Source organism: Desulfopila inferna, from assembly GCF_016919005.1.
Lineage (GTDB): Bacteria > Desulfobacterota > Desulfobulbia > Desulfobulbales > Desulfocapsaceae > Desulfopila_A > Desulfopila_A inferna.
The window spans coordinates 75,208-90,010 of the sequence record NZ_JAFFQE010000001.1 but is presented as its reverse complement, the minus strand read 5'-3'; the positions used below and the strand labels follow the sequence as shown (position 1 = coordinate 90,010).

12 protein-coding genes are annotated in these 14,803 nt (G+C 42.2%); 6 read left to right on the top strand and 6 right to left on the bottom strand.

Annotation, left to right across the window (positions count from 1 at the left end):
- Positions 1 to 26 precede the first annotated feature (26 nt).
- The 4 genes from JWG88_RS00370 (at position 27) to JWG88_RS00355 (ending at position 4,059) form a co-directional block, all read left to right on the top strand.
- Entirely contained in the window at positions 27 to 1,124 is a 1,098-nt protein-coding gene (locus JWG88_RS00370) for a glycosyltransferase family 2 protein (protein ID WP_205231697.1), read from the top strand.
- Between the two features lie 63 nt (positions 1,125 to 1,187).
- Positions 1,188 to 2,303 carry a UDP-galactopyranose mutase gene (gene glf / locus JWG88_RS00365; RefSeq protein ID WP_205231696.1) on the top strand — a complete coding sequence of 372 codons (1,116 nt, stop codon included), beginning with the start codon at positions 1,188 to 1,190 and terminating at the stop codon, positions 2,301 to 2,303.
- A gap of 27 nt (positions 2,304 to 2,330) precedes the next feature.
- Entirely contained in the window at positions 2,331 to 3,272 is a 942-nt protein-coding gene (locus tag JWG88_RS00360) for a glycosyltransferase (protein WP_205231695.1), read from the top strand.
- Position 3,273: 1 nt separating this feature from the next.
- Positions 3,274 to 4,059, top strand: a complete 786-nt coding sequence (locus JWG88_RS00355; RefSeq protein WP_205231694.1) for a glycosyltransferase family 2 protein — start codon at positions 3,274 to 3,276, stop codon at positions 4,057 to 4,059.
- Positions 4,060 to 4,292: 233 nt separating this feature from the next.
- Here JWG88_RS00355 and JWG88_RS00350 read toward each other — a convergent pair whose 3' ends face one another.
- Entirely contained in the window at positions 4,293 to 4,640 is a 348-nt protein-coding gene (locus tag JWG88_RS00350) for a hypothetical protein (protein ID WP_205231693.1), read from the bottom strand.
- A 100-nt stretch (positions 4,641 to 4,740) separates the two neighbouring features.
- Complete coding sequence (locus JWG88_RS00345; protein WP_205231692.1) at positions 4,741 to 5,538, bottom strand: hypothetical protein; 798 nt, start codon at positions 5,536 to 5,538, stop codon at positions 4,741 to 4,743.
- Between the two features lie 1,026 nt (positions 5,539 to 6,564).
- Here JWG88_RS00345 and msbA point away from each other — a divergent pair.
- Complete coding sequence (msbA, locus tag JWG88_RS00340; protein WP_205231691.1) at positions 6,565 to 8,292, top strand: lipid A export permease/ATP-binding protein MsbA; 1,728 nt, start codon at positions 6,565 to 6,567, stop codon at positions 8,290 to 8,292.
- Between the two features lie 149 nt (positions 8,293 to 8,441).
- Positions 8,442 to 9,680: an O-antigen ligase family protein gene (locus tag JWG88_RS00335; protein WP_205231690.1), complete on the top strand. Its 1,239-nt coding sequence runs from the start codon at positions 8,442 to 8,444 to the stop codon at positions 9,678 to 9,680.
- Positions 9,681 to 9,731: 51 nt separating this feature from the next.
- Here JWG88_RS00335 and JWG88_RS00330 read toward each other — a convergent pair whose 3' ends face one another.
- Genes JWG88_RS00330 through JWG88_RS00315 form a run of 4 tightly spaced genes read right to left on the bottom strand, consistent with a single transcriptional unit; the run spans position 9,732 to position 14,707 of the window.
- Entirely contained in the window at positions 9,732 to 10,724 is a 993-nt protein-coding gene (locus tag JWG88_RS00330) for a glycosyltransferase (protein WP_205231689.1), read from the bottom strand.
- 21 nt (positions 10,725 to 10,745) lie between these two features.
- Positions 10,746 to 11,414, bottom strand: a complete 669-nt coding sequence (locus JWG88_RS00325) for an SGNH/GDSL hydrolase family protein (RefSeq protein WP_205231688.1) — start codon at positions 11,412 to 11,414, stop codon at positions 10,746 to 10,748.
- A gap of 45 nt (positions 11,415 to 11,459) precedes the next feature.
- On the bottom strand, positions 11,460 to 13,754 hold the full coding sequence (locus JWG88_RS21540) for a glycosyltransferase family 4 protein (RefSeq protein ID WP_240194204.1): 2,295 nt from the start codon (positions 13,752 to 13,754) through the stop codon (positions 11,460 to 11,462).
- A complete protein-coding gene (locus tag JWG88_RS00315) occupies positions 13,751 to 14,707 on the bottom strand; it encodes a mitochondrial fission ELM1 family protein (protein ID WP_205231687.1) in 957 nt (318 codons plus the stop codon). Before JWG88_RS00315 ends, JWG88_RS21540 begins: the two co-directional genes overlap by 4 nt.
- Positions 14,708 to 14,803: the final 96 nt, after the last annotated feature.

The following is a 14,803-nucleotide window of genomic DNA, read 5'->3' as shown; positions in this document are numbered from 1 at the left end:
TACAGGAAATTTCGGAGTAATAGCTGATGCAAAAAAATATGCTAGCGGTATGTATGCCAGCTTATAATTCCGGAGATTTTATAGCAAACGCAATATCCTCCATTTTAAACCAAACGTATTCGGAGTTTACTTTTATTATTACAGACGATGGTTCACAAGATAACACAGTCGAGATAGTAAAAAGCTTTGACGACAGGAGAATCATTTTCTTCCAGAATGAAAGCAATCAGGGCACAGTTCCTACTCGCAATGACATGCTCGATTATTGCCTGGGTAATGGTTTTTCATACATGTCAATCATGGATGCCGATGATATAGCTTACCCCCAAAGGTTAGCTAGACAAGTACAGATATTAGAAAGTGATCCTACAATTGCTGTGTGTGGAAGCAGCATGAAAATGAGGAAAAATAATTCAATCTGGGCCGCACCTGAAGAACATGATGAAGTAAAGGTAGAGACCATCTTTAGAAATGCAATCCCCACATCGACAGCGACAATAAGACTTCTCTGTATGAAACTGCATAATCTGAGATGGGACGCGGAATTTGCTCCCTGTGCAGATTATCATCTCTGGTACAAGGTGATCTTCGAATGCGGCTTACGAGTAAAAAATACCGGCAAAATAGATATGGTCTACAGCTATACACCCAACGGAATCAGTCATGGCGCGGGTTTAGAAAAGCAGGAACTCAAAGATGCTTCTGTTAAACAGCTTATTCTCTCACGTTTTTCTATCAACTCTACTCTTAACGAAGCTGCCAGCTTTATGAAGATCTCTTTGCATCGGAGTGACTGTATAAGTGATGCTTCCCCTTTTTTGAACATTGCAGACAAACTGCTCCGTGGACAGTATAATTGTACAGTAGACCATCGGCTATTAAAAAAAGGGTTGCGAAGCAGAGCTAAAACCTATCTGGCCAAGGCAAGGTACCTTCCAGATTCAATTCACGCGCAATTCGTCGATTTAAGATTAATTAGAGGCTTAACCTTTTCGAAAATAGAAGGTAAGCTAAAATATTTTAAGTATAATTTTTTGGATATCAAAACACCTGAGTTATCCTTTTTTTTAGTAACAATATTTTATGCTGCAAAACGAATTATTAGTAAGCTGCTCTATAGGTAGAAAAACCTCATATTTAAAATCAACTCTTAGGCGCGCAGCCTCATTTTTCATGAAAGAGCATCAATGAAAGGATCAATAGCAGTAGTTGGCGCTGGATTTTCGGGAGCGGTGATCAGTCATCTCTTGGCATGCCAAGGTTTTCAAGTTGTTGTATTTGACTCCCGGCCTCATATCGGTGGCAATAGTTACACCAAAAGGGATACAGACACTGGAATTATGATCCATGTCTATGGACCGCATATATTTCATACCGATGATGAAGAGGTATGGAGTTTTGTCAACAAGTTCAGCAAATTTATACCTTATGTCAATCGAGTGAAAATTACGGCGCGGGGCAATGTTTATTCCCTGCCTGTCAACTTGCATACTATCAATCAATTTTTCAACAAAGCTTTTCGTCCTGATGAAGCCGTTACTTTTCTTGAGAATTTAGCTGACACATCATTCGAATGTCCACAAACATTCGAAGAGCAGGCGCTATGTTTTATAGGAAAGGATTTATATGAAGCGTTCTTCAAAGGGTATACGACCAAGCAGTGGGGTTGTGCCCCCTGCCACCTTCCAGCCAGCATCTTGCAGCGTTTACCTGTCCGTTTTGATTATAATGACAATTATTTTACCAGTAAATACCAGGGAATCCCTAAGAATGGATATACCCAATTAATAGGTAATATCCTGAATCATCCAAATATCACAGTTCATTTAAGTAGAACTTTTGATAGCCGACAGGTGAGAGATTTTAATCATGTCTTTTATTCAGGTCCAATTGATGGTTTTTTTGACTATTCATTGGGCCGACTTGACTATAGGACATTGGATTTCGAAAAGTTTTACTACGCTGGTGATTATCAGGGCTGCGCTGTTATGAACTATGGCGATGTCGAGGTGCCATTTACTCGCATTACCGAGCACAAGCATTTTTCGCCATGGGAAGAACATCAGCATTCGAGCATATGCTACAGGGAATACAGCCGCATATGCGAAATAGACGACATTCCCTATTATCCAATTCGCCTGATAGAGGAAAATCCAGTATTAAGTAAATACTTACTTTATGCCAAGGATTTGGAGAACGTAACTTTTATCGGACGCCTGGGCACCTACCGTTATCTGGATATGGATGTTTCTATCAGAGAAGCAATGGATGCAGTGCTAAAGTTCATGACGAACCAATCTTAGCAAATATGCAGATACAAGCAATTTATCATGATAATTAACGCAGTGATTGTAACATATAACAGAAAAGAACTTTTGCTTAGATGTTTAGAAGCAGTACTGCAACAATCTCAGAATATTGAGAATCTCTATCTGATCGATAATGCCTCAACTGATGGGACGGAAGATTTTTTAGTGAATAAAGGATTGATTACAAATGATCAAAATCTATCGTCATTGGTGATAGGAAAAACCTCCATTCACTATAAACGTCTAGCCCAAAATTCAGGTGGGGCTGGAGGGTTCCATGAAGGTATGAGACTTGCTCATGCTAATGCAGATTATGTCTGGATCATGGATGATGATGGCTATCCCTCAAGAACATGTCTGGAAAAGCTATTAGTCCTGAAAGATACCTATGAATACATTATGCCCGTGAGCCTTTGCGAGAAAGATGGTGATAGATTGACCTGGTTCATACGAAAAAAGAATAAACGATTCACCAGGTCTTATCTTAAACTACGTAATTCATTCAATGCCGGCAAGATGCGATATACCGTTCCTTTTAATGGACTGCTTCTGAGTCGACAAGCTATAGAAAAAGTCGGATTTCCTAAAAAAGAAATGTTTATCTGGGGAGATGATTTTGAATATCAGTATCGTTGCATTAAAAAAGGTATTGAACCCATAACAAACCTCGATGCGATTTTTTATCACCCTGACGATAAGGCAACTGTTTATCGGGTCTTCTTTGGTGCCATACCGGTTAATTACACAGAATCGAAACTCAGGTTCACATGTCTTATAAGAAATAGCACCTATAATTATTGGAATTACCGGGGGAAATACATAATTTTCCTGAAATTCATTTTATATACGTGGCTCTTTCTTATAGAGAAGAAGTTCGCTATTAAAGATTACATTCATTATTTAAAATGTGTCGCTGATGGAATTAAAGGTGATTTCACCAGGCATTTACAATTCTTAGAATAATATGCAGAAAAATCGTGTTTCTATAATAACTCCAATGTTCAATGGGGGTAAGCTGGTAGCTCGAACGATAGAATCAGTCCAGGCTCAGACCTATGAAGATTGGGAAATGATCATAGTCGATGATTGTAGCAGCGATAACGGCCTGGGAAGATCTATAGTTGAAAGGTACCTGGCTACGGATACTCGCATTAAACTGATAGTCTTATCAGCCAATAAAGGTGCTTCCGGGGCTAGGAATGTAGGCATCGAATGTGCGGAAGGCGAATTTATAGCTTTTCTTGATGCCGATGATTTATGGAATAAACCATTTCTGGAAAAACAACTTTCTTTTATGCAAGAGAAAAGTGCTAAAATTGTCTTTTGTTCCTATCGAAGAATTGCTGAAGACGAAAATGTTGACGTCTTACCCCCATTTATCGTCCCAGCAACGGTTAATTACACAAAAATACTAAAAACACTACCTATCTGCCCATCTACAGCAATCATGAATATCGGCACATTGGGGAAATATTACTTCAACGAAGAGATGGGTAGTTTGCGTGATGACTATGTATTCTGGCTAACCATCCTCAAAAATCATGTCGATTTTGCCTATGGAAATCAAGAGATACTGGCTTCCTATCGAATCAGAAGGGATGCTGTTACTGCTAACAAATTCAGCGTCATAAAGCCTCACTGGATGGTACTGCGACATATCGAAAAATTATCTCTAAGCAAGAGCTTATATTACTTTGCTTGCTGGGCTCTAAGCAGTCTCTGGAAATATAGGATTGTCTGGCGCAGTTAATAATATGTTTTATGTTTTAAATGGTGCAGGAAGCTCCATTGCTGGAGGTTCCGACAGATCGTTCTATAGAGCTTCGTGTCAACTTCTTACGAAAAAAATTATCAAATACCATTCACGAAAAAAGAAGTAGCGTTGGTATTTTTGTTTACCAACGCTGCTTCCGTTTTCAGACCTCTCAAAGCAAGCAGATCATAATTTAGGGAATCGCATGCATGAAAGTATTTGGTTATTAATTAATTATCCAACCCAAGCGACGAAAGTGTGCCTGTTTCACTGCCCGGTGTCGGACATGTTTCTATACCTGCACGAACAGTTTTTTGCAGTGAGATAGCCGTAAGCGAAATTGCAAGCGCTTGGTCATTCATAGCTGAGGGCACTGTAAACCAAACATTGACAGGTCTGCCATTATTTCCCCATGTGCAGCCGGATCCCGAAACATATTGCAGCATAACACTCGCAGTACCATTTACAGATCTTGTCCTGTTAACGTTTCCTGATACGAAATCTGTTGCGCTTGCTATACTCGCAGCTGCAAACAGGAAAGAACACATAATAGCACTCATAAATAATTTTCTATTCATAATTTCTCCTCTGATTTATGTTTAAATTAGGGGCTTACCCCCTTTTCCAGGCAATAAAATAAACCTATTAATTATCCTGCTACACCAATACTTCTATAAATCATTTTTTCCTCTTGGCAAGCTGCTTATCAAGCTGCGCCTGTATTTTTTTCAATTCCTGGTAAGACATTCCAGGAGACGCCTCAACTTTATTGTCAGACGAAATTTTAGTATCAAGCTCTGCTTGTTCTACCAACAACTCACGATGGGTAAAATTTTCAGAAGCTTCTACGTTACCATTGTTGATATGCTGGTCTAGTTGATCTTGTGTTTCTTTTAACTCAGCGTATGAACCAGAAGATGTTGCCATAATCTGAGTGGCATTGTCAACCATATATTGATCAAGCTCGTCCCGCGAATTAATAAAGCTTCTATAAGAAACCCCGGGAGAGGCTTCTATGGTATCTTGGTTATTCAATATATTTTTGTCGAGAGACGCTTGAGCGAGTTTAACTTCTATTATGAGGTCACCAGGAGAGCCTTCATCTTGGTCCACGTTGAAGATTTCCATGCTTTGATTTGGTGCAGATGCAATCGACCTGACTGAGAGAAGTTTTTTAGAGTTGTCCTCTACGATAAATACATTGTTCCCTTTAAGAATTCTACTAATAATGGCGGTTAAGGTGGTATCTTTAAAGCTGCCACTAACCTTGATATCAAGTAGCTCCTTATTTACTTCTATTCTATACCCGGTTTCAGCCGAAATGCTTTGGAGAACATTCCTTAATGATTCGTTTTTTACATCAAATGAAATTTGTAGCTTGAGGTTTTCGTCGTCCAATTCTTCCGCTTGACCCTGCTCAACGACGGTTAATAAAAAGGCACAGACAAAAACCAGCACCGCGTAGGAAATTTTCATGAAAGTAACCCAACTCTTATAAGAAGATTGATAATTATTTTTAATTAAAAGCAACTGAGTTATAAACTGATTTTGATTCTAAATCAATATTTTTCTCTTCGGCATTTGCCCTAAACCACTGGGATACCGTCATATTCGGAGTAATCAAATATTAAAATATCTTGCATTCCGAGGGGGATATCGCTCAAATTCCCTCTTGAGTTCCTCGGTGAAGTTATATCAATACAACCTCTTCGTATCCGACATAGCAAGGCTCCTATATTCGGTTTCCCGGGGTACCCAGGGAGGATAGTAGGAGTTAATGACATGGTTATTTTACCAGAAAGTTGTTCATCTTCTTCAGAAGAATAATAGATAACTGGCCAATACGTCTGAGACTCCATTTGTGTGAATCCTGGAGCAAAACGACTAAAGCCCGATGAGGATTTTCCCGAATAATGATTGAGTTATCTCAGCCAAACTTTCAGCATATAATAACTGTTCATTTACCATTGTTTTTTGATTTTATCACATTATACCTGAACACTCCACTCATAATGGTGCTTGTCACATGGTGTGATGCAATAGTTCCACATTATATCGAGGAAAATTACTGCCATTCCATTATAATTTTATTGGATGCATTCGATGAGCCATATGATTTGGTGGGCGCAGGCCAACCCCCTACTGAGAAAAAGCTATAGCTTTAAAAAAAAAAGAAATTGAATGTCTGCCCGCCCCACCCCCACATAAAAAATTTTAGTTGATGAGAAAAATTTCTTTCGCACCATTTCTCAAGCAAACGATCCATGTTTCTTTTGTAAAATATTTGCCACCAGCAAATTACATCGAATCAATGGCTATTAAATACAGCATAATGCTGCCACAAAGCTTTCTCGAGAGGACAGAGAGGCTTTTAGCCTTTTTTACCCCTTTTTAATTCAGGTGAAGTGGTGTAGAAGTATACCCCAATTTATCTTTTGTAGTAATTTTCTCTCTTTTTAATAACCAGAACAAAATCTGCAATACATCATTAGTAAACATTTAATGACTAACAAAGACATCTTAAAAAGAATTTATGAAGTAATCAGCCCATTCAAGATTAAGCTCGGGCTGGCCATGATAGCCATGATCACTGTAGCAGCGATGACAGGTGTTCAGGCATATCTGGTGAAAGATCTTCTCGATAAGATTTTTATGGAGAAAAACGTCGCCTTCCTCAACCTGCTTCCGTTGATACTTATTCTAGTTTTTGGCTTGAAATCTATATCCTACTACACTTATTCATTTTTACTCGAAATTGTGGGACAAACCGTTATCCGAAATCTGAGAACCAGAATTTTTACCCATATCCATTCGCAGCCGTTATCCTTTTTCAATACAATCCCAACCGGCACTCTGATTTCAAGAATAATCTCCGATGTCACCCTTATGCAGCAAGCGGTTTCCAATGCCTTGGTCAACATTCTCCGTGACTTTTTTCAGGTGGTGATTCTTCTTGGCGTTGTTTTTTATATGAACTGGAAACTGGCCATGTTTTCTTTCGTGATTTTGCCGATCGCCGGGTATCCAATAATAAAGTTCGGCAGACTCTTCAGGAAATTAAGTACACGTACACAGGAAGAAACCGCTCATGTCTCCAACATGCTCTATGAGACAATTACAGGGAACAGAATCGTCAAAGCCTTTTGCAAAGAACAGTACGAGTCAGACAGATTTACTCAACAAATCGGCAAGCTCTTTGCCGTCACCATCAAGGATGCGAAATTCCGGAGTATTCAGCATCCTTTAATGGAGTTTATCGGGGGTGTCGCCTTCGCTCTTATAATCTGGTATGGAGGGAAGGATGTCATTTCCGGAACCGCGACGCCCGGTACATTCTTCGCCTTTCTCACGGCACTCGTTGCCGCTTATGACCCAATCAAGGGCATCAGTCGGATCAATTCCACCATCCAGCAGGGAATGGCAGCCGCTACGCGTGTTTTTTCTGTGCTCGATACGAAGCCTGAAATAGCAGACAAACCGGATGCCATTTCACTTCCGCCCTTCACATCTTCTATTGAATTTAAAAATCTCTCGTTTTCCTATAATGGCGAGGAAAAAGTGCTGCACGATATCAACCTGGAGGTACGTTCAGGCGAAGCCCTTGCCATAGTTGGTCCCAGCGGCGGCGGCAAGACTACTTTGACAAATCTCATCCCCAGGTTTCTGGAGGTCAGCGATGGAGAGATATGTATCGACTCCGTAAACATTAAAGACTGTACCCTCGCTTCGCTCAGATCGCAGATAGCTATGGTTACCCAGCAAACAATTCTATTTAATGATTCTGTAAAAAACAATATAGCCTATGGCGACCTGGAAGCCACGGACGAACAAATCACCGATGCCGCAAAGGCTGCTCATGCCATACAATTTATCGAACGGTTGCCGGAAGGCTTTGATACCATCATCGGTGAAGGCGGTAGCCGTCTATCCGGGGGAGAGCGCCAGAGGGTGTCCATAGCGAGGGCTATTCTTAAAAACTCTCCTATTCTGATTCTCGATGAAGCCACATCGTCACTGGATACCGAGTCCGAACGGGAAGTTCAGAAGGCCCTGGAGAATCTGATGAAAAATAAAACGACCCTGGTAATTGCGCACAGGCTTTCAACTATTAAAAATGCGGATAGAATAATTGTCGTAAAAGATGGAAGGGTTGTCGAAGAAGGCACCCATGATGATCTTATTGACCTGCATGGAGAATACGAACTCCTGCATAATATGCAATATCAATAGCGGGTTAAAATTGATTCATCACTCTATTCAGAGTACAGAGAATGTATATTTCATCTTGAGTGCTTCACTCCTGAAAAACTGCCGCAAAAGAAACAACGAAAATTTATTTAGCCTTGTGAATCGGCGCCTACAGCCAAAGGTGCTTACTTATGAGGTGTTCGATTGAAAAAGGCAATTGGAAAGCGGTTATGGTAATCGGCAAAAAAAAGAATTTCTTTGAAACAGCAGCGCTATTTTGTGCTACTGCCTCTTGTCTTGTTATCCCTTTCGCCTCATCCCTTTTGTCACTTTTTTCCATCCTAACTCTGATTTTCTGGATTATTTCCGGAAAAATTAAAGAAATACCATCAATTACCAGATCCAATCCTATTGCTTTTCTGACAATACTTCTCTTTGGCTTTTTCGTCATAGGCTTATTCTATACTGCAGCAGACATCTCTGAAGCTCTTGCCGTCTTCAAAAAATACAGGGAACTCATTTTCGTTCCAATTTTAATCTCATTACTCAGAGACCATCCAATTGCCAGAAAAAACTGTGAGTATGGCTTTATTTTCGGGTGTATTATTCTCCTGCTGATCTCCTACAGCATGTATTTTTCGATTCTTCCTTCAGCCCGGTACGGCCACTCCATTGTGTACCATATTACCCACAGCTACTTCATGGCGATCCTTGCCTTCTGGGCCATTCACAAAGCAATCGACTCATATCAATATAGATATCTCTGGATCGTCATTTATTTTCTAGCTGTCTTTAACCTCTTTTATATAGCACCTGGAAGAACCGGCATGCTGGTCTTTCTCGCCCTGATGGTGCTCTTCCTGATCCAGCGCCTTTCTGTGCTGCAGCAGTTTGTCGGCTTGTTTTTACTTACCTTGCTCCTATCAATAATCTATACAACCTCAGACAACTTTTCCTCAAGGAGCAACATAGCCCTGAAGGAAATTCAAAATTACCACTATGGAGAGACACGAACTTCCCTTGGGATGCGTTTCGATTGGTGGGTCAACAGCATAATTCTGATAAAGCAAAAACCTTTATTGGGGCATGGGACGGGATCTTTTGAAGAAGTACATGATGAGCTCATTGCCGATACAGCAATCCAAGGGACCGATAATCCACACAATGAGTATCTGTTCATCGGTGTTCAACTCGGGATAATAGGGCTGGCAACATTTCTCCTGATCTTTCTTGCTCAAATCAAGTACTCATTTAAACTGGAAAAACCCGATAAGCGGTTCGTTCAGGGAGTTGTAGTAGCTATGGCAGTGGGATGTTTGATGAACTCTTTTCTCTTCGATTCACACCAGGGGCATTTCTGGGCTTTTCTCTCCGGCCTTTATTTCTCCTCCTATCCGGGAAATCATCTACCTCTTCGATCTTTGAGCTGAATTTTATCCTTGGCACCCTTTGGCGGGAACACACTCTCGCAAGGGAGATAATCACCCCAGTATTTCTGCATAATAGTTTTCATACTGTTCGGTAATCCTCAAGAGATGAAAATCTTCCGCCCTTCTCTCCTGGAGCTCTTTGAAGCAGGATGCGTAATGGCTATAGCGTCCATACACATCTTCTATTTTTCTTCCCAGATTATTCTGCTCCTCCAGCAGCAGGGCCGGCAAAACCTCTTTAACGCCTCCCACCGGCGTTGAAATAAGCACATTCCCATAAAAAAGAGCTTCGACCATAACCTGAGGGAATCCCTCGCTATGGGAAGAAATGACCATCAGATCAGCGCCTTTCATAATTTCGGGTATGTCAGTGCTGAAACCCGACAAAATTACGCGGTCTTCAAGGTTTAAACCGGCAATCTTCCTTTGCAGATTATTATACTCCTTCCCTTCCCCGACAATCCTTAATCTGAAAGGAAAGGGAAGATTCCATACCTGGTCGATCAGGATATCGAATCCCTTTATGGCATCAAGCCTGCCAATAGCAGCTATATCGAAAACTTCATTTTTCGCTACACCGATTGCCGTTCGCGGCACTATACCGTTGTGAATCACCCTTACCACGGCATCAGCTTTTTGTTTGACTGAATTCCGGGCTTCTTCAGAAACTGCTGAAACATACCGAAGACGATTAAATATCCTTCCTTTTCTGGCGTTATGCTTGGTCCCCAGATGCTTGACCTTGGTAAAACGGTTCACTCCATGAATCAGGTAAGAGGCTTTGAAAGCATGCGTATGAACGATATCCGGTCGCTTCTGTTTGATTATTCTGTACAGCTCCAGCAGGAGAAGAGGATTATGGGTAGTGGGATGGCTTTGCAGTTCAATGATTTCAACCTGTTCAGTAAATTGTTCTATGTATTCGGTCTCCCTTAGTACCACAGCCAAAACTTCATGTCTTTTTGACAATTCGTTAGATAAATCGACAAAAACTTTTTCAGCCCCTCCCCATTTGCTCGAGGCCATAAATTGTATAATTTTCATGGTCTGAAGATCACTATCGAATTATGCCAATCGTATCCTACTTGCTATTTTAGCCGCAATACACTCATACCCGGCATTGCTGCAATGAATCCTGTCCATGTAAAATTGATGGGATTCTTTTTCAAATATTTCATAGAGATCAATCTTTATACATGTCTCATAATCGCCGCAAACCTTATCAAGGATCTTATTATATCGCACTAATTCACCATTACGGTCCTGGTTGTTGGTAGGGATGGTATCCACGAGAAAAACGGTTCTGGGTTGAGAGAGTTCGACCATTTTTCGTAAGTTTTCTTCATATTCCTCTATGGGTACGGTATTAGACTCTCCCAGAAGAACATTAACCCCTGCTTTACGACAGGTTTTTTTAAATTTTTTCGTCAGTGCTCGTAATACCTTGCGACACCAATTATCGGGATAATAGAGCACATAAGGAGAATATCTGAGGGTCTTGCTGGAATCCGCCAAACCGAATTGTATGAATATGCAGTCGGCATCCGCCATATAATCCCGGTGCAAACAATCCCGCAGCAATCCCAGACCTTCTCGTGTTGTAGCCATTGTATGGCCAAGATTAATTACTTCAGAGCCGATCTTATCGGCCACCCTTTCCGGATAGCTGTGTCCCTTCAGCTCTTTTGCACCAAGCGTATTGCAGTCACCTATGGCAAGAATTTTGCGGAACATTTCATTATACTGATGTTTTTTATAATAAAGATGAACCTGTTAAAATTATGGTTGAAAAATTTTTCGCCGCTTCAGAATGAGTTCACGATAGATTTGAACGGTTTTCTCACACATCGACTGAGTCGTAAAGTGTTTACGTACACGTTCCTGTCCCCTTTTACCGAATGTCTTAATTGTTTCCAGATCCTTCAAGGCATTGTCGATACATTGTCCCATCTCGACAGGGTCCGATGGCATAACGAGCCAACCGGTTTCACCATTGACTACCGTTTCCAGACTGCCACCATGGGCGGTTGCAATTACCGGTTTGGCCATTGACATCGCCTCAACTGTGGTACGACCAAATGCCTCCGGTTCACTTGAAGAAGCACTGAGAACGATGTCGGCCAGCAGTAATCCTGCTGCCATATCCGAACAGTGTCCAACAAGGCTGACACACTCCTCCAGGTTATTATCTGAAATATATTCCTTGAGTTCACTGACATATCCTGGGTTTTCACTGGTATCTCCAACGAGAATCGCCTGAAAATTCCTTCCCTTCACCTGGAGCAAACTCTTCAGAAAAATATCCTGGCCCTTCAGCCGGGTAATTCTGCCGGGCAGCATGATAACAGGAATATTTTCCTTAATGTTCCAATCTCCTCTCAACTTTTCCAGGCGTGAGCTTTCAATGTTCTCCGGATTAAACATCTCTTCATCCACTCCGCGAAAGACGAGCCTGACATCATTTTTGACCTCATATTTCTCATGTATATGCTTCTTTATGCTTTCCGAGACAGCAATTACTCCATCTCCTTTAGTCATAATAGCGCTGTATTTGTTAACCGAATAGAATCCATGAAAGGTGGTTACCAGCACCGGTCTTCTGCTTTTAGGCATGCTGAGCCAGGCGACATAACCTACCCAGGCAGGCATTCTTGAGCGAAGATGCAGAATATCAACCTCTTCCTTGATCATTAACCTCCGCAAGGGCCAGATATAGGCAAGACAACGGGGGCTTTTTGAGCCTACAGCCCATTTGATATGCAAGCTGCCTTCATCTTCCAGCTGCTCCACCAAACGACCTCCGCCGGAAACAACCAGGGAACGATGACCGTTCGCAACCAGATAGCGCCCCATTTCCAGGGTGCCGCGCTCCACTCCACCGCCCTCGAGTTCGGGCAGCATCTGCACAGCGGTGATTGTCCGGCCACTGCGCTTCCTCTCCTTTTCTTCGTGCAGCCTTTGATAAAGGGAGAGGGTTTTCTCGCACATCCTGTAGGCGGTAAAATTCTCAAGCACCCATTTTCTGCCGCGCTCTCCCGCTTCCCGTATAAGATGCGGATTCACGAGAACATTTTTTATGGCTTCCGCCAACTGGCTTGGGTCCGATGGGGCAACAAACCACCCTGTTTCACCCTCAACGATTGTTTCAAGACTCCCCCCGTGCCGAGTTGAAACAACAGGTTTTGACATGGCCATAGCTTCAATGGCAATTTTGCCGAATGCCTCGGGCTGACTGGAGGAGGCGGAAACTACAAAATCTGCTACCTTCAGTGCGGCCGGCATATCGGAACAGTGCCCGACAAGCCTTACCTTATCTTCAAGGTCATGGCGGCGTATCCTGTCCAGAAGCTTTTTCGTAAACGCTGAATTTTCTTCCGTTTCGCCGACGCAAATAGCATAAAATGGCAAATCTTTAATGAGAGCAAGACTTTCAATAAAGACATCCTGTCCCTTCCACTGGGTTAAACGTCCGGGAAGCATTATTATGGGAGTATTACCCTGAGGCAGCTGCCATTTCCGGCGAAGTTCACCGGTCCTCTCAGGCGATACTACGGCAGGGTCGAATGCCTTGGTGTCACAGCCGCCATGTATAAGTTCAATCCGGGATTCATCAACTCGGTAGTTTTCCAGGATGTGATTGGTTATGACCTTAGAGACAGCAATAACCTTCTCACCCTTGGTCATTATAGTTGAATAGGAGTTGACTGAATAAAAACCATGAAAGGTCGTGATCAAGGCAGGTCGTAAAATAGGAGGAAGTAGTTTCCACGCGGTATAGCCAATCCAGGCAGGTAGTCTTGAACGTAGATGAACAATATCAATTTTTTCCTCGAGGAAGAAGCGCTGAAGCCGCCGGATGTATTTTAGACAGCGAAGGCTTTTTTCACCGATTTGAGGCCAGGTTATATGAACTCCTCCAGCATCCTCAAGCTGGCTCACTAAACGGCCTCCTCCCGATATAACCATTGAATGATGGCCCAAGTCAGCCAGATATATCGCCAGATCAAGTGTTTCGCCTTCTACTCCGCCTTCATCAAGGTCGGGCAGTATTTGGACAATCCGTAATTTTCTCATAGAAACCGTCTTATAATCTCTTCGGCACAGCGTCGAGCTTCATTCAGCGGCTCGGCATTCTTCCAGCTTCCATCTCCCAGAAGATATGCCTGCAGCCCTATAACAAATCCTGCATCCTTCAAATATTCTTCACTTTTCCTGAATTTCGAGTTTTTATTTCGCCACTGCACAGGTAATATTCCCACATTGCATCCGGAACTGAGAGCCTCATACACCATTGATATGGAATCTCCGGTAACCCAGACCTGACGGCATCGACGGTATTCTTCCTCCACCCAACCGGGAGGAGTTTCCTGGTATTCATGGAATTCAACATTTTGGAGATGTTGCGCCAGAAGTGACATCTTTTGTATGGCCTCGGCAGGAGTTCGAGGAGAGGATGACAGTATATACCGTTTAAGCGGATCATGGGAAATAAGCGCCTTTATACCGGCAATGATCTCATCGGTGTTCCAGTCGTGACTTTTCCTGTCGAGACCACCACAGAGCAGCAGCACTCTGTCATTACGGTGATCCCCTCTGTTGATGTTGGGGTTGGGAGGGCCAATCGTCGTAAAGATATTATGCTTTTCTGTCGTATTGTCATGTTGTGGTGAGAATATCAGATCGAACTTCTTTTGCAGAAAGGAGGAAGGAGTCATACAGGTAACGACTGGAATGCCGAAGTGCTTTTTTAGAAGCAGCATCGGCAGATGGGTATGAGTCCCTGTACCCAGAAGCAAATCACAATCTTTAAGAGAATCATCTGAATCAGCGGGCTGATAATTCGGTGGAAACAAGAAATTCAACCATTCAGCAGCCTGCAGAAAAACGTTCTTTTTCCGAATTGGTACCGAAATCACTTCAACATCGATCTTCCTTTTGAGTTCTTCAATAATGCCGAAGGTCTGTTTCTCATGACCGGGACGGCCATCGAGAAATGCCGCCAGCCTAAATTTATTATTTTCACTCATGGTATCAGGACCGGCTTCTGTGACATAACGGATTAATTTTTATGTCCATCCTAATACTAAGAATTCTGGTCAAGATCAATATATGAAAACACAAAA

Bases quoted from the DNA above. Each gene is read 5' to 3' on its own strand.
- msbA (WP_205231691.1), top strand. From the start codon at position 6,565: ATGACTAACAAAGACATCTTAAAAAGAATTTATGAAGTAATCAGCCCA.
- JWG88_RS00335 (WP_205231690.1), top strand. From the start codon at position 8,442: ATGAGGTGTTCGATTGAAAAAGGCAATTGGAAAGCGGTTATGGTAATC.
- JWG88_RS21540 (WP_240194204.1), bottom strand. From the start codon at position 13,754: ATGAGAAAATTACGGATTGTCCAAATACTGCCCGACCTTGATGAAGGC.
- JWG88_RS00345 (WP_205231692.1), bottom strand. From the start codon at position 5,538: ATGAAAATTTCCTACGCGGTGCTGGTTTTTGTCTGTGCCTTTTTATTA.
- JWG88_RS00325 (WP_205231688.1), bottom strand. From the start codon at position 11,414: ATGTTCCGCAAAATTCTTGCCATAGGTGACTGCAATACGCTTGGTGCA.
- JWG88_RS00360 (WP_205231695.1), top strand. From the start codon at position 2,331: ATGATAATTAACGCAGTGATTGTAACATATAACAGAAAAGAACTTTTG.
- JWG88_RS00330 (WP_205231689.1), bottom strand. From the start codon at position 10,724: ATGAAAATTATACAATTTATGGCCTCGAGCAAATGGGGAGGGGCTGAA.
- JWG88_RS00315 (WP_205231687.1), bottom strand. From the start codon at position 14,707: ATGAGTGAAAATAATAAATTTAGGCTGGCGGCATTTCTCGATGGCCGT.
- JWG88_RS00370 (WP_205231697.1), top strand. From the start codon at position 27: ATGCAAAAAAATATGCTAGCGGTATGTATGCCAGCTTATAATTCCGGA.
- glf (WP_205231696.1), top strand. From the start codon at position 1,188: ATGAAAGGATCAATAGCAGTAGTTGGCGCTGGATTTTCGGGAGCGGTG.
- JWG88_RS00350 (WP_205231693.1), bottom strand. From the start codon at position 4,640: ATGAATAGAAAATTATTTATGAGTGCTATTATGTGTTCTTTCCTGTTT.
- JWG88_RS00355 (WP_205231694.1), top strand. From the start codon at position 3,274: ATGCAGAAAAATCGTGTTTCTATAATAACTCCAATGTTCAATGGGGGT.